The following is a 20,926-nucleotide window of genomic DNA, read 5'->3' on the forward strand; positions in this document are numbered from 1 at the left end:
TTTCTCGAACTTCGGTGACTAGGCGATCGCCGGAGCGGCGGCCGTCGTACGGATGAACTGCTTGGCGGCGATGACGGCGAACCCGCCGACAGCGGTGCCCGCGGCCAACGCCACCAGGAACCACACCAGGTTGCCGATCGCGAAGAACACGAAGATACCGCCGTGAGGTGCCTTCAGGGTCACGTCGAAGGCCATGATCAGCGCGCCGGTGACGGCGCCGCCGGCCATCATCGACGGGATGACCCGAAGTGGATCGGCTGCGGCGAATGGGATGGCGCCCTCGGAGATGAACGAGGCGCCCAACAGCCAAGCGGCACGGCCATTCTCGCGCTCGGGCTCACTGAACAGGCCCGGCCGGATGGTGGTGGCCAGCGCCATCGCCAGCGGCGGCACCATACCGGCGGCCATCACCGCGGCCATGATGCGCAGCGACGCAGGATCGGCGACGTTGAGCCCGGCGGTGGCGAAGGCATATGCCGCCTTGTTGACCGGGCCGCCGAGATCGAAGCACATCATCAGCCCGAGGATCACCCCCAGCAGAATCACCGAGGCCCCGGTGAGGCCGTTGAGCCAGTTGGTCAGCCCCGAGGTGATCGCGGCCAGCGGGCGGCCCAGCAGCAGGAACATCAGCAGGCCGACCACCAACGACGCGCCCAGCGGGATGATCACCACCGGCATCAGTCCGCGTGCCCACTGCGGCACGTTCACCTTGCTGATCCACAGTGCCGCGAAGCCGGCGATCAGGCCGCCGACGATGCCGCCGATGAAGCCGCCGCCGACGAACACCGCGACCGCACCCGCGGTGAATCCCGGTGCGATACCGGGCCGGTCGGCGATGGCGAACGAGATATACCCGGCCAGGGCGGGGACCAGGAAGCTGAACGCCAGCCCGCCGAGGGTGAACAACACCGCGCCGAGGTACTGGGTGAAGCCACCGCTGGGCAGGTTGGTCAGCGAGTTGGTGGTGGCGATCAGGTTGCCCAGCGACTTGGTGGCGCCGTCCGGAGTGTTGGCGATGTCGTAGCCGGCGAACAGGAAGCCCAGCGCGATCAGCAGACCGCCGGCGGCGACGAACGGGATCATGTAGCTGACGCCGGTCAGCAGGATCTGCCGGATCCGGGTGCCCCAGCCGACCCCGCCGGCGGGTGCATCGCCGGCCGCGGCGGCGGCGCTGCCCTCGACTCGGGCGGCCTGCGGGTTATCCGCGGCGGCAACGGCTTCCGCGATCATGGTGTCGGGTTCGTTGATGGCCCGCTTGACGCCGGAGGCGATCACCGGCTTGCCGGCGAACCGCTGCCGGTCCTTGACGCCGACGTCGGTGGCGAAGATGACGGCGTCGGCGGCACTGATGGTCTGCGCACTCACCGGGGTGCTGCCCGAGGAGCCCTGGGTCTCCACGGTGAGATTCACCCCCGCGCGTTCGGCAGCCAGCTTCAGCGCATCGGCGGCCATGTAGGTGTGGGCGATTCCGGTCGGGCATGCGGTGATCGCGATGACCGACTTCGCTTGCGCAGCAGGGGCTGTGGCGGCGGGTGCGGCGGCCGGTTTGGCGCCGTCGGGGTTGACCACACCGTCGACCAGGCCCACCACGTCGTCGGCTGACTTCGCGTCCCGCAGCGACTGCACGAAGTCGGGGCGAACCAGCGCACGTGCCAGGCTGGACAGCAGCTTCATGTGCTCGGCGCCGGCGCCGTCCGGCGCGGCGATCAGGAACACCAGGTCCGCGGGGCCGTCGGGCGCACCGAAGTCGACTTTCGGTGCCAGCCTGGCGAACCCGATAGACGGTGAGGTCACCGCGGCGGACCGGCAGTGCGGGATCGCGATACCGCCGGGAAGGCCGGTGGCCGACTGCGCCTCGCGCGCCATGGCCGCGGCCTGCAGTGCCGCGCCGTCGTTGACGCGGCCGGTTTCGGCAAGCCGGGTCGCGAGCCGGCCGATCACCGACTCCTTGTCCGGGCCGGCGTCGACGTCGAGCAGCACCAACTCGGTGCTGATGATCGTGGAGTTCGTCATGGTGGCCTTTCGGTGTCTAGGGGCGCGCGGGGTAGGGCGATATCGAGGTGACCGACACCTTGTCGAGGTCGATCTGGGCCGGCGACGGCAGTGCTGAACCGGGGAGTGCCGCAGCGGCGCTGCCGTAGGCGACGGCCATCTGCAGCCGGCCCGGCGCCTCGGCGCCACCGACATCGGCGCGGACGTAACCGGCGAGGGAAGAGTCACCGGCGCCGACGGTGCTCCGGGGTGTGATCGGCGGTGGGGTGGCCAGCCAGCTTCCGGTGTCGTTCACCAGCAGTGCACCCGCGGCGCCCAGCGTGGCGAGCACGGTCTTGGCGCCGCGGTCGATCAACTGCGTTGCGGCGGCCACCACGGGGTCCGGGTCACCTTGGGCCAGAGCATCTTCCAGAGTCCGGGCGTCGGCACCGGTCAGGCTGGCCAGCTCTTCGGAGTTCGGTTTGATCACGTCGGGGGCGGCGGTACCGAGGGCGGCGGCCAGCGCGGCCAGCGGCGCGTCGGAGGTGTCCACCGCCACCTTGCAGTCGTAGGGCTGCAATTGAGCCACCACGTCGGCGTACCAGTCGTCGGGAACCCCGGGCGGCAGTGATCCCGACAGCACCACCCACCGTGCTCGGGCGGCGTGATCGAGAATCGCCTGAGTCAGCGCCGCGAGCGTGATCTCGTCGATCACCGCACCGGGCTCGTTGATTTTGGTTGTGGTGCCGTCTGATTCGGTGATCGCGAGGTTGGTGCGGACCGCACCGTCGATGGGCACCGCGTAGAACGGCACAGCGCACGACAGCAGCGCTGTGATGATGGGGTCGTGCCGTGCGGCGGGCAGCACGGCGAGGGTGTCGAGCCCGGCCAGTGTCAGTGCCCGCGCGACATTGACGCCCTTACCGCCGGGTTCCATGGTCACCGATTGCACGCGGTGCACGGCCCCACGGACGAGGGTCGTCGGCAGCGTCACCGTCCGGTCGATGCTCGGGTTGGGCGTGACGGTGACAATCATGATTCCCCTCCTGCCAGGACGACTTCGACGCCCTGCTCGGTCAGTGCGGCCCGGTCGGCGGCGCTGATCTCCGGATCGGTGATCAGCGCGTCGACGTGGTCGATCGAGGCAAAGCTGACGAACTCCTCCCGGCCGATCTTCGACGAATCGGCCAGTACCACGACGTAATTGGCGCAGCGCACCATCGCACGTTTGACCGCGGCTTCCTCGCTGTCGGGGGTGGACAGGCCGTGCCGCACGGTGACCCCGTTCGCTCCGATGAACGCGATGTCCACCCGGAGCGTGTCGAGTGCGCGCAGAACCGGTTCGCCGACGGCGGCCTGGGTCAGGCCCCGGACCCGCCCGCCGAGCAGCTGCAGGTTCACCGACGGCATGCCGGCCAGCCGCGCGGCGATCGGTACGGAATTGGTCACCACCACCAGCTCCCGGTCGGACGGCAGCATCGCGGCGACCCGGGCGGTGGTGGTGCCCGCGTCGAACAGCACGGTGGCGCCCGACAGCGGCAGGAAATCGGCGGCTGCCCTGGCGATGGCTTCCTTGTGGTCGGCGCGGGTGGTCTCCCGCTCGTCGACCCCGGGCTCCACCACGTGCAGTGCCCGCACCGGGACCGCGCCGCCATGCACGCGTCGCAGCACACCGGCCCGGTCGAGCGCGGCCAGATCCCGGCGGACGGTCTCGGTGGTGACGTCGTAGGCCTGGGCGAGCTCTGCCACCGACACCCGTCCCTGGGACAGCACTCGGTCCGCGATCGCCTGCTGACGTTCCTCCGGGTACACGATTCTCCGTTTGTGTGGGCTATGCGCCATATTGGATGTTGATATGTGTTGTTTTACTCCCGATCGTGTTGACTTGTCAATGGATTGTTGTAACCTAGTTCACATGACCGTCTCCTCCACGCCTACCTCACTCGGTGCCGGACAGGTGCTGCGCGGCGTTCCGGTTGTCCCCGGTGTTCGCTATGCACCGGTCATCCGGCCCGGCCGGCCGCCTGCCATCGAGGAACTCGACTCCGGCGAACAGATCGGTGAAGAACAGCGAGATTCCGAGGCCGCTCGGTTCGCTGCCGCGGCGTCCGCCGTCGCCGACCGATTGCGCGAACGCGCCGCCCTGGCGACGGGGGCTGCCTCGGAGGTGCTGGCGGCCACCGCGATGCTCGCCCAAGACCGGGCCTGGCTGGGCGCGGCGGAAAAACGCATCAAAGAGGGCACGCCCGCGGTGCGCGCCACCGCCGAGGCCGTGGCCCAATTCGTCGACCTGTTCACCAAGATGGGCGGGCTGATGGCCGAGCGCGTCACCGACCTCCGCGACATCCGCGACCGGGTGATCGCTGAATTGAGTGGCCTGCCCGAACCCGGGGTGCCGGTGCCGGACCACCCCGCCATCCTCTGCGCGGAAGATCTCGCCCCCGCCGACACCGCGGGACTCGATCCCGCGCTCGTCGTCGGTCTGGCCACCACGCTGGGCGGGCCGACCAGCCACACCGCGATCATCGCCCGCCAGCTCGGCATCCCGTGCGTGGTCGCCGTGCACGGCCTCGACGAGCTGGCTGCGGGAACCGACGTCCTCATCGATGGGACCAGCGGCACCATCGCCGTCTCACCCGACCCCTCCGAGGCGGCCGCAGCCGTCGAGGCAGCCGACGCCGCGAACGCCGCGATGGCCGGCTGGACCGGTCCCGGTGCCACCGCCGACGGCCATCCGGTGGCGATCCTGGCCAACGTGCAGGACGGTTCGGCCGCGCGCGCCGCCCGCGAAACCCCGGCAGAGGGCATCGGCCTGTTCCGCACCGAACTGTGCTTCCTCAACCGCGACACCGAGCCGACCGTCGATGAGCAGGCCGCCATCTACGGCGAGGTGCTCGACGCGTTCGCCGGCCACAAGGTCGTCATCCGCACTCTGGACGCCGGTTCGGACAAGCCGCTGAAATTCGTCGGCCATCCCGACGAGGCCAACCCGGCGCTGGGCGTTCGGGGTATCCGGATCGAGGCCATCCAGCCCGACATCCTCGAGCGCCAGCTCGACGCGATCGCGCTGGCCGCCGAGCAGACCGGTAACGCCCCGTGGGTGATGGCGCCGATGATCGCGACCCCGGAGGAGGCCCAGCGGTTCGCCGACCGGGCCCGCCGGCGGGGCCTGGTGCCCGGCGTGATGATCGAGGTGCCGGCCGCCGCGCTGCTGGCCGAGCACATCCTCGACCACGTCGAGTTCCTGTCGATCGGCACCAATGACCTGGCCCAGTACACGATGGCGGCCGATCGGATGTCAGCCGAACTGGCCACCCTGACCGATCCGTGGCAGCCGGGGGTGCTGGCGCTGGTCGCCCAGACCGCCCGCGCCGGGGCCAACCGCGGCAAGCCGGTCGGGGTCTGCGGTGAAGCCGCCGCCGATCCGCTGCTGGCGTGCGTGCTCGCCGGGCTCGGCATCACCTCGCTGTCCGCGGCGGCCGCGGCGGTGACCGGTGTCGGCGCCAAGCTCGCCGCAGTCACGCTGCAGCAATGCCGTGACGCCGCCGCCGCGGTATTGACCACGGCAAGTGCGGCCGACGCGCGCGCGGCGGCGCTGCGCGTCCTATGAGGAATTAATCGGACTACGGTCCGGTTATGTCGATCATGCCAGCAGTCACCGCAGACACGTTGCCGCTACCGCGCCTGAGCGCGGCCACTCCGTCCGACACCGAACGACCCGTCCGGTCCATCACCACCGGGCCGCGCGGGTACGAAGGCGAGGGCTTTCCCGTCGTGCGAGCGTTCGCCGGCGTCAGCGCCGCCGACCTCGACCCGTTCATTCACATGGACCAGATGGGTGAGGTCGAATACTCACCCGGCGAGCCCAAAGGCACCGACTGGCACCCGCACCGCGGCTTCGAGACGGTCACCTACATGATCGACGGCCGGTTCGCCCACCAGGACTCGCACGGTGGCGGTGGCCTGATCGCCGACGGCGCCACCCAATGGATGACCGCGGGTGCCGGCATCCTGCACATCGAGACACCCCCGGCCGAGCTCGTCGAGAGCGGCGGGCTGTTCCACGGTCTCCAGCTGTGGGTCAATCTCCCGCGCGCCGACAAGTTCGCCGAGCCGCGTTACCAGTCGATCGAGGGACAGGCCGTCCGCTTGCTGTCGTCCGACGACGGCGGGGCACTGGTGCGCGTCATCGCCGGTGAGGTCGACGGCTGGGCCGGCCCGGGGATGACGCACACCCCGATCACGTTGGCCCACACCACTATCGAAGCGGGCGCGCGGCTGAATCTGCCCTGGCCGCGCACCTACAACGCACTCGTCTACGTGCTCTCCGGCCGCGGCACCGTCGGTCCGATCGGCCACCCCGTCGAGCAGGGCCAGCTCGCGGTGCTCGGCCCGGGCGACCGCATCACGGTCGCTGCCGCAGCGACCCAGGACTCCAACCGGCCGGCGATGGAGGTTCTCCTGTTGGGCGGCAAGCCGATTCGCGAGCCGGTGTTCCACTACGGGCCGTTCGTGATGAACTCCAAGTCGGAGGTCATCCAGGCGCTCGAGGACTTCAACGCGGGCCGGTTCGGCACGGTGCCGCCCGGCGCGCTGATGCCGCACCGAGCCGGCTAGGGCATACGAGATCGACCTGATGGTCGTGAATCGCCGAAAGATGCAGCCCTCAGGTCGATCTCGACGCCACCTTCGCCAGCTCCGGCGGATAGGTCAGCTCCAGCTCGCCGAGATTGGCGGCGACGGTCACCAGCGGCAGAGCCGCCGAGACGGCCAACCCGTCGCTGCCGGCCTCGGCGCGCAACGCGGGCACCAGATCGTCGCTGATCGGTGCGGTCAAACCCGTGCCGCCGCTGCCGTCGAAGCGGGAGCAGATCGCCGCGGCATGCGCCTCGAGCACCGCCCGTGCCCGCGGGTAGACCGCCAGCGGTGGCGGCACGATGTCGGCGATCAGGTCGGCGGCCGCACGTAACCGAACCGCGCGGCTGGACGCCCGGACGACCGGGGCCCGGGAATCCGTTGGACCGCCGTTCTCCGAAAGGTATTGACGCACAGCATCATCCAGCGTCCGAGACACCGTCAGCGCCTCGTGGCTGAGCGCGTTGACCTGGTTCTCGGCCTGCTCGAAGGCGCCGCGGGTGACCCGCAGGACCGCTGCCCGCAGATAGCGGGAACCCACCTCGCGGGCCACGTCGATGGCGTGCTGCACGGCGGTCTTGATGCCGCGCGGCCACAGCAGCAGCGACACCACGACCCCCACCGACGCGCCGACGACGACGTCCTCGATCCGGATCAGGCCCACGGCCCAGCCGCTCGGCACGATCAGATTGAACACGATCAGCACCATCATCGTGAACGCGGCCTGGGTGGCGGTGAACGAGCCGATCTCGGGCACATACGCCGACCCGAAGGCGACCATCGGCAACAGCACCCACAGCACGATCGGATCCACGCCGAGCAGTTCGATGACGACGGCGCCGATGAGGAACCCGATCACCGTCCCGATCACCGCGCGCACGACGGTGGTGCCGGTGGTCAGCGCGCTGCTGCGCAACACCGACAACGCACCGAGCACCACCCAGAAACCGTGCTGGACCGGGAATACGAACGTGACGAGCACAGCCAGCGCCAAGCCGAGCCCGGTGCGCAGGCTGTTGCGGGCGGTCACCGACCGGGTGGCCAGGTGCCCACCGGTCAGGGCGGTGACCGCCTCGGTTTCGGAGTACACCCGGTCGGCGATTCCGGTCTCAGGCAGCCGACGGCCCAAGACGCGCGCCCACACCGGCCGCGCATCGGCGGCCGCGGCGCTGGCGATGAGCCGCCCGGTCACGCCGGTGGCCGCGCCGACGGTTCGCCGGTTGAGCAGGGTGCGACCAAGCGCGATGGCAGCCTCGTCGTCGGGTTCGGCGAGGATGTCGACGATGTCCTGGCGGTACGTCCCGACCGCGATGGTCCGCAGGTCGATCAACGCGGCGGCCAGCAGCGCGCGTTCGTCGGCCCGCGCCGCCGCCCGGGTGATCAGCAGAACCTGCGCGCAGTCGCGCAGCACCCGCACCACCGGCTCGCCGATCGGGCCGAGCAGCTCACCGGTGTCGCCGGTGACGCGGTCGCACAACCACTGCAGGTCGTCGACAACCCGGACCAACGCTCGGCTGCCCGCGGTCAGGGCCACCGGCCGGTAGGCGGCGCCGAGGAAGTTGGAGCGCAACGCGTCCATCGCGGCGGTGACGTCGGCGGCCGACGCGGTCCCCTCGATGCGGTCGGCCAGCACCGCGCAGACAGCAGCGGCGTGGCGGCGCAGCTCGCCGTGATGGCGCGGCGGAAAGAGGAACAGTGCCGCCGGGACGCAGATCGCCAGCGCGATCAGCCAGCCGAGCAGCCGCTCACCGAGCGGACCGACCGGCGTGCACACCGGTAGCACGAAAGTCAGCAGGGTGGCCCGCTGGCCGGCCGCGACGATCTCGCTGAGCACCCCGGAGAACGTGACGGCCACCCCGATGAGGAACGTCAGCATGATCGCCAGCCACGGGATCGGCGCCGCCAGCGTGCCCAGGCTGATCAGCACCGCGCCGTTGAAGCCCAACCCGCCGTAGGCCAGCGCCCGGGAGTTCATGTTGCCCGGGAAGTCGACCACGATCAGCAGCGCGATCGACCCGAAGATGGTGAACAGCGGCGTCTGAGACCCGCCGCCGACCGCGAAGCTGACCGCGGCGGCGATCGGGATGACGATGGCGGCCCGTGCCGCGCGTCGCGCGCCGTCGTTCTCGGGGTCGCGCGTCCGGATCCGATCGGCCGCCCGACGCCACAGCACGCCCGGCGTCAACACCCTGTCACTGGGGCACGCTGGGTCACTGGGGCACGCTGGCGAAACTGCCCGAATCCAGCGCGTCGAGCATGTATCGGGCGATCCAGCCGAACGTCCCCGGCTCGCGAGGCAGGATCGCCTGTTCGTAGCCGATGAAGACGTAGACCGCCCAGGCGGCGTACACCTCGGCCTGCCGTGCATCGCCGACGATTTCGATCGCCGAGTCGTAGAGGATCTTGTAGCGCGCCCGGTCGACCTCGCTCTGGACGGCCAGCACGTGGGGGTCGACGGAACTCCATGACCGGATCGCGGCCTCGGCGTGGTGCGGCAGGGACAACCCGACCTGGATGATCGCCTCGATGCGGCTGCGCGGGTCGGAAACCTCGCGGATGGCCTCGATCAGCCGGACCGTCCGGTCCTGCACCCAGTAGGAGACCAGGTCGCGGGTGAAGGCCGGCCAGCTGGCGAAATAGTGATAGAACGAGCCGGTCGTGACGCCGAGCCGGTTGCACACTTCGGCCAGTTTGAGTCCGCCGTAACCGACGTCGGCGAGTACTTCGAGACCGGTCTCGAAGTACGCCTCTCGGTTGGCGACGGTTGCCATGGGTCAAACGATAATGCGCGGGACCCGACAAGACAGAGCTGACGGGCGGGATCGTGACCAAGTTGCGCGGGCGGCTTGTGACCGCGGGTCGTTATTGGGGCAAGCTGGAATCACGCGATCGAATCGAGGAGTTGGCATGACCGTTCAGATCACCAGTGACCACGCGACCGAAGGCGGCGCCGCCGGCGTGCTGGCCGATGTGCGCCGGGTATTCAACAGCGGCCGCACCCGCTCCTTGTCGTGGCGGTCCGAACAGCTGCTCGCGGTGGAGCGGATGTGCGACGAACGGGAGCCGGAGATCGCCGAGGCGCTGGCCCGCGACCTGGGGCGATCCTCGTTCGAAGCCTGGCTCGCCGATATCGGCTCGACCAAGGCGGAGGCCGCGTTCGCCCGCAAGCAGCTGAAGAAGTGGGTCAAGCCGCAGAAGTCCAGGCTTCCCCTGGCCCAGCAGCCCGGCCGGGCCTGGGTGCAGTACGACCCGCTCGGCGTGATCCTGGTGATCGGCCCGTGGAACTACCCCTTCTATCTGTGCATGGCGCCGCTGGTCGCCGCGATCGCCGCCGGCAACGGCGTGGTGATCAAGCCGTCGGAGCTGGCGCCGGCCACCTCGGCGCTCATCGCGCGGCTGGTCCCGGAATACCTCGACTCCGACGCCATCCGCGTGGTGGAGGGCGACGCGGCGGTCACCCAGGATCTGCTGGCGCAGGGCTTCGACCACGCACTGTTCACCGGTGGCACCGAGATCGGTCGCAAGATCATGGCAGCCGCCGCACCGACCCTGACGCCGGTGACCCTCGAACTGGGCGGCAAGAGCCCGGTGGTGGTGCTCCCCGACGCCGACCTGGACGTGGCCGCCCGCCGAATCGCCTGGATCAAGCTGATGAATTCGGGCCAGACCTGCATCGCGCCGGACTATGTGCTGGCTGACCGCACGATCGTCGGGAAACTGACCGACAAGATCGTGGCGACGATCGCGGAGTTCCGCGCCGAGGAGCGGTACCCGTCGCTGCGCATCGTCAACGAGCGGCAGTTCGACCGCCTGGCGTCCCTCATCAGCGCGACCAGCGGCACCGTCGTCACAGGTGGCAGGTCGGACCGCGCGGCCCTGCGGATCGAGCCGACAGTGATCGTCGACCCGCCTGCCGACGACCCGGTGATGTCGGATGAGATCTTCGGCCCGATCCTGCCGATCCTCTCGGTCGATTCGGCGGATGCCGCCGTCGCTTTCGTCAATGCCCGGCCCAAGCCGCTGGCGCTGTACGTCTTCACCGAGTCGCAGTCAGCGGCGCGGGACCTCGTCGACCGGATGCCGTCCGGCGGTGCGGTGATCAACCACGTGGCGGTGCACTGCCTGGTTCCGCAACTGCCGTTCGGCGGGGTCGGTGCCAGCGGTATGGGTGCGTACCACGGCAAGTGGGGCTTCGAGACACTCAGTCATCGACGCGCCGTGCTAGCCAAACCGACGAAATTCGACCTGAAGCTGATGTATCCGCCCTATACTGATCGTGCGATCAGGCTAATGCGCAGGGTCCTCTGATGCCCTGAAAACAGCCGCAGCAAAGTCCATGCAAAAGCTCAGCAATCATTCGACGGCGAACTTCGGCACGCTCGTGCGGATTTAGCGAATATTCGTGCGAATTGGTTCATGGGAAATTATGACGCATATGTCATTGTCTGATAACCGAGCCCGAAACCGCATGTCAGGCGCGGATCCCAAGTCAAACGGCTACTGTGGCAACGGATTCCGAAGGTGAACCAAAACATGAACATATTTCTAATGTTGTTGACCTGAGCAAACGTCGTTCGCCGTCAAAAATATGCGCAAAGTTGTGGCACAATTTTGACTGTGCCGCATACAGCCAGTCGGGGCCCGGGTCGCCCCCCAGCAGCTAAGGCAGCGGAAACGCGCGAGCGCATCATGCGCGCTGCCCGTGAGGTGTTCAGCGAATTGGGGTATGACGCTGCCACCTTCCAGGCAATCGCCATCCGGGCCGACTTGACCCGACCCGCGATTAACCATTATTTCGCCAGCAAACGGCTGCTCTATCAAGAGGTCGTCGATCAGACGAACGCCTCGGTGATCGAGTCCGCCGTGCACCAGTCGCAACGGGAGAGCACCCTGGCGGGGCGGATCCGCGTCTTCATCGAGGCGGCCGTTCACGCTCAGGGTCAGGACCGCTCAGTGGCGGCCTTCCTGGTTACGTCGGTGCTGGAGTCCGAGCGACATCCGGAACTGGCCGAGTCCAACCACGATTCGCGGGAGTTCACCCGCGGGTACGTGAAGGCGGCCATCAAGGATGCCGTCGAATCGGGCGAGGTTCGCGCGGACATCGACATCGAGGCGGCTGCCGAGATGCTGATGGCCGTGATGTGGGGACTGGGCTTCTATGCCGGGTTCGTCGGCGATCAGGATCGTCTGACCGCGATCACCGACCAGTTCCTGCAGCTCCTCGGTGGTCAGGCCTGGCGCACCGTCTCCTGAGCCGGTGACGTCCGCCACAGTCGCATAGTCTGGCTAAGTTTCTCGGTACCCTTGACGTATCAATCTGGCTGACCTGGGTTGATATCCGGCCCTCAACGGGCCTTCACCCAGCGACCAGCCGTCAAGCGACACCGAATGGGATACCGCTGCCGATGAGCACTACGCGCACTGATGACGACACCTGGGACATCGCGACAAGCGTGGGATCGACCGCTGTACTGGTGGCCGCCGCGCGGGCCCGCGAGACCGAGCAGCCCGACCCCCTGATCCAAGATCCGTACGCGCGGATCCTGGTCGAGGGCGCCGGGACCGGGATGTGGGAGCACTTCCTCGACGACTCGTTGGCCGACAAGCTGGCTGGCGCCGAACCCGAGGCGGCCGCGATGTTCGGTCACATGCTGAACTATCAGGCGGTCCGAACCCATTTCTTCGATGCTTTCTTCGCCGAGGCGGTGGCCGACGGCGTTCGTCAGATCGTGATCCTGGCTTCGGGCCTGGATTCCCGGGCCTACCGCCTGGACTGGCCGGCAGGCACCCGGGTCTACGAGATCGACCAGCCGCTGGTTCTCGAATACAAAGCCGACAAGCTGGCCGCTCACCACGTGCAGCCCGTCGCCGATCGCCGCGAGGTTCCCGTCGACCTGCGCCAGGATTGGCCGGCCGCGCTGAAGGCGCAGGGCTTCGATCCGTCGCAGCCGACCGCGTGGCTTGCCGAGGGACTGCTGATGTATCTGCCCGCCGACGCTCAGGACCGGTTGTTCGAACTGGCCACGGAGTTGAGCGCGCCCGGCAGCCGGGTGTCCGCCGAAGCGGTCGGACACCACTCCGAGGAGCGTCGCGAAGAGATGCGGGAACGCTTCGAGAAGTTCGCCGACCAGCTGGGCATCGAGCGCACCATCGACATGCAGAACCTGACCTACAACGACCCGGACCGTGCCGACCTCACCGAATGGTTGAACGCACACGGCTGGCTGGCCACCGGACAGCACGCCGTCGACGAGATGCGCAGGCTCGGCCGCTGGATCGACATCCCGATGGCCGACGATCCGGATGCATTCGCGACGTTCGTCGTCGCCCGGAAGGTCTGACGCCAACCCGGGTGCCCTCAGCTCCGGCGGCCCACGTATACAAGAGTTACGTTCCGTCAGTCGCAGGAGAGGAAGGCCCATGCCCGGAGTTGTTGATCGAGTCATCGTCGTCACCGGAGCCGGTGGCGGTCTGGGTCGCGAGTACGCGCTGACACTGGCCCGAGAGGGCGCCAGCGTCGTGGTGAACGACCTCGGCGGCGCGCGTGACGGAACCGGCGCCGGCCACAACATGGCCGACCAGGTGGTCCAGGAGATCAAGGACGCCGGCGGTCGCGCGGTCGCCAACTACGACTCCGTCGCCGAGCCAGAGGGCGGCGAGAACATCGTCAAGACCGCGATCGAGGAGTTCGGCAAGATCGACGGCATCGTCAGCAACGCTGGCATCCTGCGCGACGGCACCTTCCACAAGATGCCGTTCGAGAACTGGGATTCGGTGCTCAAGGTCCACCTGTACGGCGGCTACAACGTGATCCGCGCCGCCTGGCCGCACTTCCGCGAGCAGAGCTACGGCCGGATCGTCGTCGCCACCTCCACCAGCGGCCTGTTCGGCAACTTCGGCCAGGCCAACTACAGCGCCGCCAAGCTCGGCCTGGTCGGCCTGATCAACACGCTGGCCCAGGAAGGCGCCAAGTACAACATCAAGGCCAACGCGCTGGCGCCCATCGCCGCGACCCGCATGACCGAGGACATCCTGCCGCCCGAGGTGTTCAAGAAGCTCACCCCGGAGTACGTCGCACCGGTGGTCGGCTACCTGTGCACCGAAGAGGTTCCGGACTCCGCCTCGGTGTTCATCGTCGGCGGTGGAAAGGTGCAGCGCGCGGCGCTGTTCCAGAACGAGGGCGTCACCTTCGACCATGTCCCGACCGTCGACGACGTGGCCGCACAGTGGTCGACGATCGACGACCTCTCAGCCGCCGAGCACGCCTCCTTCAAGCTCGGCTGAACGTGATCGCGTAGTCGGCCGGCACGCAGGTGCATCCATGATCCGCGTGCTGGCCTTCGACGTGTTCGGCACGGTCGTGGACTGGCGTTCCAGCATCATCGGCGAACTTCGGGAATTCGGGGATCAACAAGGCGTAGAACGGGATTGGGCCAAGTTCGCCGACCGCTGGCGGGCCGGCTACGTTCCCGCGATGGATCTGGTTCGCCGCGGCGAGCTGCCATGGACCCGGCTGGACGATCTGCACCGCAGGATCCTCGACGAGTTGCTTCGCGACGACGACATCCAGGCCGACGAGGAAGACATCGACCACCTCAACCGCGCGTGGCATCGGTTGGCGCCGTGGCCGGACGCCGTGGAAGGCCTGCACCGGCTCAAGGAACGATTCACCATCACCACGCTGTCGAACGGCAACGTCTCGCTGCTGACCGCGATGGCCAAACGTGCGGGCCTGCCGTGGGATTGCGTGCTGTCGGCCGAAATCTTCGGTCATTACAAGCCCGATCGCGAGGCCTACCTGGGCTGCGCGCAGATTCTGGACGTGGCACCCGAAGAGGCCATGCTGGTGGCCGCCCATCCCAGTGACCTGCGCGCCGCCCGCGATGCCGGACTGCAGACCGCCTACGTCGACCGGCCGCTGGAATGGGGACAACCCGGGCGCTATCGGGTTCCGTTCGAGCCCGACGAATTCGATGTCACCGCAACGGACCTCGTAGACCTGGCCGGCAAGCTCTAGGTTCGGCGCCCGGAATTACAGCGCGGCATTGATGTCGTCGACCCTGTCGCGCGCATCGCCGAACAGCATCTGGGTGTTCTCGCGGAAGAACAGCGGATTCTGCACACCGGCGTACCCGGAGGCCATGGACCGCTTGAACACGATGACGTGCTCGGCATTCCAGACCGTCAGCACCGGCATACCGGCGATCGGGCTGCTCGGATCTTCCGACGCCGCCGGGTTCACGGTGTCGTTGGCACCGATCACCAACACCACCGAGGTGCCCTCGAAATCGTCGTTGATCTCGTCCATTTCGAGCACGATGTCGTAGGGCACCTTGGCCTCTGCCAGCAGCACGTTCATGTGTCCGGGCAGGCGGCCCGCGACGGGGTGGATACCGAATCGCACAGTGACACCGCGCTCGCGTAGCTTGCGAGTGAGTTCGGCTACGCCGTACTGGGCCTGGGCCACCGCCATCCCGTAGCCCGGGGTGATGATCACCGAACTGGCCGACGACAAGAGTTCGGCGGCTCCCTCGGCGGTGATCTCGCGGTGTTCGCCGTAGTCCTTGTCCTCGGCCGGCCCTGCTTCGATACCGAATCCTCCAGCGATGACCGAGATGAACGAGCGGTTCATGGCTTTGCACATGATGTAGGACAGGTAGGCACCCGAAGATCCGACCAGCGCGCCGGTGACGATCAACAGGTCGTTGGACAGCAGGAAGCCCGAAGCTGCTGCAGCCCAACCGGAATAGCTGTTTAGCATCGACACCACGACGGGCATGTCGCCGCCGCCGATCGACGCGACCAGGTGCCAGCCCAGCAGCAGCGCCAACACCGTGACGACGACGAGCAGCCATAGCTGCGGCTCGATGACGAACCAGACGGTGAACGCAAAGAACAGCACCAGGGCCCCGACATTGAGAAAGTTCTTGCCGGGCAACATCAGTGGCGCTGATTTGATTCGCGCCGACAGTTTCAGGTTGGCGACGATCGATCCGGTGAAGGTCACGGCGCCGATGAACACGCCGATGAACACCTCGGCGGAGTGAATGCCGAGCATGCCCTCGCTGCTCAGCACTGCGGCCTCGGCGCCGGCCAGATCGTGTTCGACGTGCAGGTAGCCGTTCCAGCCGACCAACACCGCCGCCAGGCCGACGAAGCTGTGCAGCAGGGCGATCAGCTCGGGCATACCGGTCATCTCGACGACGCGGGCACGCCATAACCCGATCGCGGCACCGATGGCCATGGCTGCGATCAGCAGGCCCAGTCCCAACGGCTCGATATGGCGGGCCAGCGCCAGCGCGATGGTGGCGACCAGTGCGACAACCATGCCGGCCATGCCGAATGTGTTTCCGGCCCGCGATGTTTCGTGCTTGGACAGCCCGGCCAGCGCCAGGATGAACAGCAGGGCAGCGACGATGTAGGCCGCCGTGGCGGCCGTTTCCAATGTGAACAACTCTAGCTCCTCGAGAACATCGCGAGCATGCGACGCGTCACCGCGAAGCCACCGAAGATGTTGATACTGGCAAGCAGGATGGCGACGGCGGCCAATGTGGTGACGATGATGTCACCGTGGCCGATCTGGAGCAGCGCGCCGACGACGATGATGCCCGAGATGGCGTTTGTCACGGACATCAACGGGGTGTGTAGGGCGTGGTGCACGTGACCGATGACGTAGTAGCCGATCACGATCGCCAGTGCGAAGACCGTCAGGTGGACCTGCAGTGCGGCCGGGGACAACGCGATCAGTAGGAACAGCACGACGGCGGCGCCGAAGGTGATGCCGAGCCGGCGGCCCATCGTCATCGGTTGTTTGGTCTGCTGCACGGCCGGGGCGGCTGTCGCGGCAGGTGCCGGGGCAGCAGATACCTGTACCGGTGGCGGTGGCCACGTCGTTTCGCCGTCGCGGACCACGGTGACCGACCGTTGCACGACGTCGTCGAAATCGAGTACGAGCGTGCCGTCTTTGTCCGGGGTCAGCAGTTTGAGGAGGTTGACCAGGTTGGTGCCGTAGAGCTGCGATGCCTGGGTGGGCAACCGGCCGGCCAGGTCGGTGTAGCCGATGATGGTCACGCCGTTGTCGGTCAGGACGGCCTGGTCCTTGACGGTGCCCTCGACGTTGCCGCCGTTGGCTGCGGCCATATCGACGATCACACTGCCCGATTTCATCGAGGCGACCATGTCGGCGGTGATGATGCGCGGTGCGGGCCGCCCGGGAATCAGCGCCGTCGTGATGATGATGTCGACATCCTCGGACTGCTCGGCGTAGAGCTGCGCCTCGCGGGCCTTGTAATCGTCACCCATCTCCTTGGCGTACCCGGTGGCCGATACCTCGGCCTCGGGGGATTCGATTGAAAGGTATTCTCCACCAAGAGATTTGACCTGATCGGCGACCTCGGGGCGCGGGTCGGTGGCGCGCACAATGGCGCCGAGGCTGCCCGCGGCGCCGATCGCTGCCAGGCCGGCCACACCCGCGCCGACGACCAACACCTTGGCCGGCGGGACCTTGCCCGCCGCGGTCACCTGGCCGGTGAAGAATCGGCCAAACGAATGTGCTGCCTCGACGACGGCGCGGTAGCCCGCGATATTGGCCATCGACGACAGGACGTCCAGAGATTGGGCTCGCGAGATCCGCGGCACGGCGTCCATCGCCAGCACTGTGATGGGACGGCGGGACAGTTCCTCGACGAGCTCGGGTTTCAGCGCGGGGGAGATCAGGCTGATCAGCGTCGCGCCGTCGCGCAGTGCGGCGATCTCTGCACTGGTGGGCGCATTGACCTTGAGGACGATCTCGGTGGCCAGCGCTTGCGCGGCCGCCCCGATACTCGCACCGGCCTCGACGAATGCCTCGTCGGAGAAGCTCGCCGCGACACCCGCACCGGACTCCACCAGTACCTCGTAACCGAGCTTGATGAGTTGTCCGACCGTCTGCGGTGTGGCGGCGACACGTGTTTCCCCAGGCAGAGACTCACGTGGAATCCCGATGATCATCAGTGCGATCCGATCTGTTGGTCATGCGGAGGCGGGGTGGAAGATGCCAGTGTATGGAATGGCAGGGTTCACCCGCGAACTCCGTACCCCGAGCACGGTTGGAGGTGGCCGGAGATCCCGAATCGAAATTTCGAGGGGGTTCGCTCATCAGGTAATGGACACCTGTCTATTTTACTTCGGCGAATGCAGATTTCTGCCGGTAGGACCGATGAACTGCAACGTTGGGGTATGCCTGAGCGGCAATGGTTCGGCGTGACTCTCCCGCCGCGAGGATCAGGCCAGTGATTGGGCAGACCTTAATGGACAGGTGTCCAGTTGAATCCCGAGATGGTGTCCTAGGCTCGGGCGGGTGAGCACCGGCGGCGTCGTTCTGGTGGCGTTGGCCATCGCCGTCGGGCTGGTCGGCGTCATCGTGCCGCTGCTGCCGGGCACCCTGCTGGTCTACGCGGCTATCGCGGTGTGGGCCACCGTCGAGCACAGTCTGGTGTCCTGGGTGGTGCTCGGGGTGGTCACCGTGGTGCTCGGCGCGAGCCTGTTGATCAAGTACCTGTGGCCCGCCCGGCGGATGCGTGCCGGCGAGGTCGGCAGATGGACGCTGGCCGCCGGTGCGGTACTGGGCGTCATCGGCTTCTTCGTGGTGCCGGTGATCGGCCTGCTGTTCGGGTTCGTGCTCGGTGTGTACCTCGCCGAACTGGCAGCCAGGCGCGATCAGCGGCGTGCCTGGGCGGCAACGGTCCTTGCGCTGAAGGCCGCTGCGCTCTCGGTCGGTGTCGAGCTGACCGGCGGGCTGATCGCCACCGCGGTGTGGGTGGCCGGTCTGCTGCTAACCCAGTAGTTCTTTGCGCGTGCGCGCGACGTCCTCTTCGGACACCCCGGCAGTGCGCAGGAAGCCATCCAGGCCGCCATAGTTCTCGGCGATCACCTGATGCGCGGTGGCCAGGTAGACCTCCCGCACACCGAGCACCCCGTTGGTCAGCCGCGCCTCGGCGAACGTGGTGATCTCCGGTGTCTCGCCGGCCCGGTCGACGATCGACTCCATGATCCGCTCACGCAGCGACTCGACGGCGTCGTTGCTGCGCAGGAAGTCGGCGAGCACCGCGTCGCGCGGCACGCCGATGGACTCCAACACGACCGCGACGGTGAAGCCGGTGCGGTCCTTGCCCGCGAAGCAGTGCGTGATGACCGGGCGTCCCGCACTCAACAACGAAAACACTTGGCGCACTGCGCGTTGCGCACCGGCAAGGACTGGGAACTTCTCATATTCGCCGGTCATGAAGCGTTCGGCGGCGTCCTCGACGTTCTCGTCGTCGACCTTCTCGGTCATCATCTTCTGCCAGCTGGTCTCGTGCGGCGCCTCGGCTGTCGTGTTGGACAGGTCCGGGAACGGCAGCAGATGGATGGCGACGCCGTCGGGCACCGCACCGGAGCCGCGGCGCTCCAACTCCTGCGGTGAGCGGAGGTCGGCGACATCGGTGATACCCAGGCGGCGGAAGGCCTCCCGGCCGTCGTCGTCGAGCCGGCTGAGCTCACTGGACCGGAAGAACTTGCCCGGCCGGATCCCTGTGGTGTCGGCGATATCGCGAAAGTTCCACGCACCCGACAGTGCAGTATGGCTCACGCGCCGGTCACCGCCGCCGCGAAAGCGCTTGGCTCAGCGCCGATCTCGGCGCGGGCGATGCTGCGCATGTGAACCTCGTCGGGTCCGTCGAAGATCCGCATGGCCCGCTGCCAGCCGTACATCCGGGCCAGCGGGAAGTCATCGCTGACCCCGCCGCCACCGTGCACCTGGATGGCGCGGTCGATGACCTTGCAGGCCATCTGCGGCGCGACGGCCTTGATTTGGGCGACCAGATTGCGGGCCTCTTTGTTGCCGTGCTGGTCGATGGTCCAGGCGGCTTTCTGGCAGAGCAGCCGGGCCTGGTCGATCTCGTTGCGGGACAAGGCGATCTGCTGCTGCACCACACCCTGATCGGCCAGCGGCTTGCCGAACGCGATGCGGGTGCGGGCGCGATGGGTCATCAGCGCGAGCGCACGCTCGGCGACGCCGATCGCACGCATGCAGTGATGGATCCGGCCCGGGCCCAACCGCGCCTGCGCAATCGCGAAGCCCATGCCCTCCTCGGCCAGCAGATTCGATGCCGGTACCCGCACGTTGTCGTAGATCACCTCGGCGTGGCCGTGCTGGTCCTGCCAGCCGAACACCGACGTCGAGCGCAGGATCTGCACACCGGGGGTCTCGGTGGGCACCAGGATCATCGACTGCTGCTGATGCGAGGCGGCGTCCGGGTTGGTGCGGCCCATCACGATCAACACCTTGCAGCGCGGGTCATTGGCGCCTGAGGTCCACCACTTGCGGCCGTTGATGATGTAGTCGTCCCCGTCGCGGACCATCTGGGTCTGGATGTTTCGGGCATCGCTGGATGCCACCGCGGGTTCGGTCATCGAGAAGGCGCTGCGGATCTCGCCGGCCAGCAGCGGCTCCAGCCACGTCTTGCGCTGCTCCTCGGTGGCGAACAGGTGCAGGGTCTCCATGTTGCCGGTGTCGGGCGCCGCGCAGTTGATCGCCTCGGGCGCGATCTCGGTGCTCCAGCCGGTCAACTCGGCCAGCGGCGCGTACTCCAGGTTGGTCAGCCCCGACTCGGGCGGTAGGAACAGGTTCCACAACCCCTGCTTGCGGGCCAGTACCTTCAGGTCCTCGACCACCGGCGGCACGGTGAAGTCACCCGGGCCCGCGGCCTCGCGGTACTCGTCGTAGATCTTCTCGGCCGGGAAGACATGTTCGACCATGAACTCGGTGAGGCGTTTGTGGTAGTCAGCACCCTTGGCAGACATGGCGAAATCCATGACCGTCACGATATGACACCCGTCTAAACAACAACGAGGCCCTCCCTTATGACCATAGGGAGGGCCTCGTTGTCATGTGGAGTAAGAGGGTTAGCGACCAATAAACCTCCGGTATCTCGCGGACGGGTGACGGGAAGTGCCCAACTGACCTCCTCGCTTTCGCGCAGTTTCGCGGCTGCTGAGTGGAGTTAGAGGTGGATGTCGACCATTCCGGCCGAGGAGGCCGAGGCGAGGCTCAGGCCCATGGTGTCGGTCGCTGCGGGGGTGTCGACGATCAAGGTGCCGGCCAGAACGCCCACCGCGAGCGTGGGACCCGCCAGGGCGGTGGTGAAGCGACGAGTGAATGTGCGGTCCATGTCCGTCTCCTTGCTTCTGCGGCCGATGGTTTTCGGCGATGAATCGACTATCCCGCGCAGGTCGGGAGCTGTCTGTCCGCTGATAGGCCCCTGCGAGGGATGAAGTGTTTGTCCCCCGATCGGTGGACCCC

At 67.5% G+C, this 20,926-nt stretch carries 18 protein-coding genes; 8 read left to right on the forward strand and 10 right to left on the reverse strand.

The window, feature by feature from the left end; genetic code table 11:
• Positions 1-18: 18 nt before the first annotated feature.
• The 3 genes from CRM90_RS19005 to CRM90_RS19015 are packed head-to-tail and all read right to left on the reverse strand — an operon-like array spanning position 19 to position 3,783.
• Entirely contained in the window at positions 19-2,013 is a 1,995-nt protein-coding gene (locus CRM90_RS19005) for a PTS fructose transporter subunit IIABC (protein WP_102808491.1), read from the reverse strand.
• 16 nt (positions 2,014-2,029) lie between these two features.
• On the reverse strand, positions 2,030-3,007 hold the full coding sequence (pfkB, locus tag CRM90_RS19010) for a 1-phosphofructokinase (RefSeq protein ID WP_102808492.1): 978 nt from the start codon (positions 3,005-3,007) through the stop codon (positions 2,030-2,032).
• On the reverse strand, positions 3,004-3,783 hold the full coding sequence (locus CRM90_RS19015) for a DeoR/GlpR family DNA-binding transcription regulator (protein ID WP_102808493.1): 780 nt from the start codon (positions 3,781-3,783) through the stop codon (positions 3,004-3,006). Before CRM90_RS19015 ends, pfkB begins: the two co-directional genes overlap by 4 nt.
• 103 nt (positions 3,784-3,886) lie before the next feature.
• On the opposite strand from CRM90_RS19015, the gene ptsP reads away from it, so the two are divergent.
• Positions 3,887-5,581 carry a phosphoenolpyruvate--protein phosphotransferase gene (ptsP, locus tag CRM90_RS19020; RefSeq protein ID WP_102808494.1) on the forward strand — a complete coding sequence of 565 codons (1,695 nt, stop codon included), beginning with the start codon at positions 3,887-3,889 and terminating at the stop codon, positions 5,579-5,581.
• 35 nt (positions 5,582-5,616) lie between these two features.
• Entirely contained in the window at positions 5,617-6,588 is a 972-nt protein-coding gene (locus tag CRM90_RS19025) for a pirin family protein (RefSeq protein ID WP_102808525.1), read from the forward strand.
• 49 nt (positions 6,589-6,637) lie between these two features.
• On the opposite strand, the gene CRM90_RS19030 is transcribed toward CRM90_RS19025, so the two are convergent.
• Entirely contained in the window at positions 6,638-8,794 is a 2,157-nt protein-coding gene (locus tag CRM90_RS19030; RefSeq protein ID WP_102808495.1) for an FUSC family protein, read from the reverse strand.
• 22 nt (positions 8,795-8,816) lie between these two features.
• Positions 8,817-9,377 carry a TetR/AcrR family transcriptional regulator gene (locus tag CRM90_RS19035; protein WP_102808496.1) on the reverse strand — a complete coding sequence of 187 codons (561 nt, stop codon included), beginning with the start codon at positions 9,375-9,377 and terminating at the stop codon, positions 8,817-8,819.
• Positions 9,378-9,513: 136 nt separating this feature from the next.
• On the opposite strand from CRM90_RS19035, the gene CRM90_RS19040 reads away from it, so the two are divergent.
• From CRM90_RS19040 to CRM90_RS19060, 5 genes are all read left to right on the forward strand, one after another.
• Entirely contained in the window at positions 9,514-10,914 is a 1,401-nt protein-coding gene (locus CRM90_RS19040; protein WP_102808497.1) for an aldehyde dehydrogenase family protein, read from the forward strand.
• 309 nt (positions 10,915-11,223) lie between these two features.
• On the forward strand, positions 11,224-11,859 hold the full coding sequence (locus tag CRM90_RS19045) for a TetR/AcrR family transcriptional regulator (protein WP_102808498.1): 636 nt from the start codon (positions 11,224-11,226) through the stop codon (positions 11,857-11,859).
• A gap of 152 nt (positions 11,860-12,011) precedes the next feature.
• Positions 12,012-12,947 carry a class I SAM-dependent methyltransferase gene (locus tag CRM90_RS19050; RefSeq protein ID WP_102808499.1) on the forward strand — a complete coding sequence of 312 codons (936 nt, stop codon included), beginning with the start codon at positions 12,012-12,014 and terminating at the stop codon, positions 12,945-12,947.
• Between the two features lie 79 nt (positions 12,948-13,026).
• The gene (locus tag CRM90_RS19055) at positions 13,027-13,890 is read left to right on the forward strand and encodes an SDR family oxidoreductase (protein ID WP_036342556.1); all 864 of its coding nucleotides are present in this window, start codon (positions 13,027-13,029) and stop codon (positions 13,888-13,890) included.
• 37 nt (positions 13,891-13,927) lie between these two features.
• On the forward strand, positions 13,928-14,623 hold the full coding sequence (locus CRM90_RS19060) for a haloacid dehalogenase type II (protein WP_102808500.1): 696 nt from the start codon (positions 13,928-13,930) through the stop codon (positions 14,621-14,623).
• 15 nt (positions 14,624-14,638) lie between these two features.
• Here the strand turns inward: CRM90_RS19060 and pntB are convergent, their stop codons facing one another.
• Positions 14,639-16,060: a Re/Si-specific NAD(P)(+) transhydrogenase subunit beta gene (pntB, locus tag CRM90_RS19065; RefSeq protein ID WP_102808501.1), complete on the reverse strand. Its 1,422-nt coding sequence runs from the start codon at positions 16,058-16,060 to the stop codon at positions 14,639-14,641.
• Positions 16,061-16,062: 2 nt separating this feature from the next.
• Entirely contained in the window at positions 16,063-17,595 is a 1,533-nt protein-coding gene (locus CRM90_RS19070) for a Re/Si-specific NAD(P)(+) transhydrogenase subunit alpha (protein WP_102808502.1), read from the reverse strand.
• A 349-nt stretch (positions 17,596-17,944) separates the two neighbouring features.
• Between CRM90_RS19070 and CRM90_RS19075 the strand changes: the two genes are divergently transcribed.
• The gene (locus tag CRM90_RS19075; protein WP_102808503.1) at positions 17,945-18,430 is read left to right on the forward strand and encodes a DUF456 domain-containing protein; all 486 of its coding nucleotides are present in this window, start codon (positions 17,945-17,947) and stop codon (positions 18,428-18,430) included.
• Here CRM90_RS19075 and CRM90_RS19080 read toward each other — a convergent pair.
• From CRM90_RS19080 to CRM90_RS30510, 3 genes are all read right to left on the reverse strand, one after another.
• A complete protein-coding gene (locus CRM90_RS19080) occupies positions 18,419-19,213 on the reverse strand; it encodes a tyrosine-protein phosphatase (protein WP_102808504.1) in 795 nt (264 codons plus the stop codon). The two genes, CRM90_RS19075 and CRM90_RS19080, sit on opposite strands and share 12 nt — an antisense overlap.
• Positions 19,210-20,427: an acyl-CoA dehydrogenase family protein gene (locus CRM90_RS19085; protein WP_199189956.1), complete on the reverse strand. Its 1,218-nt coding sequence runs from the start codon at positions 20,425-20,427 to the stop codon at positions 19,210-19,212. The genes CRM90_RS19080 and CRM90_RS19085 overlap by 4 nt, the downstream gene beginning before the upstream one ends.
• A 200-nt stretch (positions 20,428-20,627) precedes the next feature.
• A complete protein-coding gene (locus CRM90_RS30510) occupies positions 20,628-20,795 on the reverse strand; it encodes a hypothetical protein (RefSeq protein WP_158249033.1) in 168 nt (55 codons plus the stop codon).
• Positions 20,796-20,926: the final 131 nt, after the last annotated feature.

This window comes from Mycobacterium sp. ENV421, from assembly GCF_002887815.1.
In the GTDB taxonomy this organism is placed as follows: Bacteria; Actinomycetota; Actinomycetes; order Mycobacteriales; family Mycobacteriaceae; genus Mycobacterium.

Excerpts from the sequence above, each read along its gene's own strand:
- CRM90_RS19085 (WP_199189956.1), bottom strand. The coding sequence starts at position 20,427 with ATGTCTGCCAAGGGTGCTGACTACCACAAACGCCTCACCGAGTTCATG.
- CRM90_RS19040 (WP_102808497.1), top strand. The coding sequence starts at position 9,514 with ATGACCGTTCAGATCACCAGTGACCACGCGACCGAAGGCGGCGCCGCC.
- CRM90_RS19005 (WP_102808491.1), bottom strand. The coding sequence starts at position 2,013 with ATGACGAACTCCACGATCATCAGCACCGAGTTGGTGCTGCTCGACGTC.
- pfkB (WP_102808492.1), bottom strand. The coding sequence starts at position 3,007 with ATGATTGTCACCGTCACGCCCAACCCGAGCATCGACCGGACGGTGACG.
- CRM90_RS19070 (WP_102808502.1), bottom strand. The coding sequence starts at position 17,595 with ATGATCATCGGGATTCCACGTGAGTCTCTGCCTGGGGAAACACGTGTC.
- CRM90_RS19060 (WP_102808500.1), top strand. The coding sequence starts at position 13,928 with ATGATCCGCGTGCTGGCCTTCGACGTGTTCGGCACGGTCGTGGACTGG.
- CRM90_RS19050 (WP_102808499.1), top strand. The coding sequence starts at position 12,012 with ATGAGCACTACGCGCACTGATGACGACACCTGGGACATCGCGACAAGC.
- CRM90_RS19025 (WP_102808525.1), top strand. The coding sequence starts at position 5,617 with ATGCCAGCAGTCACCGCAGACACGTTGCCGCTACCGCGCCTGAGCGCG.
- CRM90_RS19055 (WP_036342556.1), top strand. The coding sequence starts at position 13,027 with ATGCCCGGAGTTGTTGATCGAGTCATCGTCGTCACCGGAGCCGGTGGC.
- CRM90_RS30510 (WP_158249033.1), bottom strand. The coding sequence starts at position 20,795 with ATGGACCGCACATTCACTCGTCGCTTCACCACCGCCCTGGCGGGTCCC.
- ptsP (WP_102808494.1), top strand. The coding sequence starts at position 3,887 with ATGACCGTCTCCTCCACGCCTACCTCACTCGGTGCCGGACAGGTGCTG.
- CRM90_RS19035 (WP_102808496.1), bottom strand. The coding sequence starts at position 9,377 with ATGGCAACCGTCGCCAACCGAGAGGCGTACTTCGAGACCGGTCTCGAA.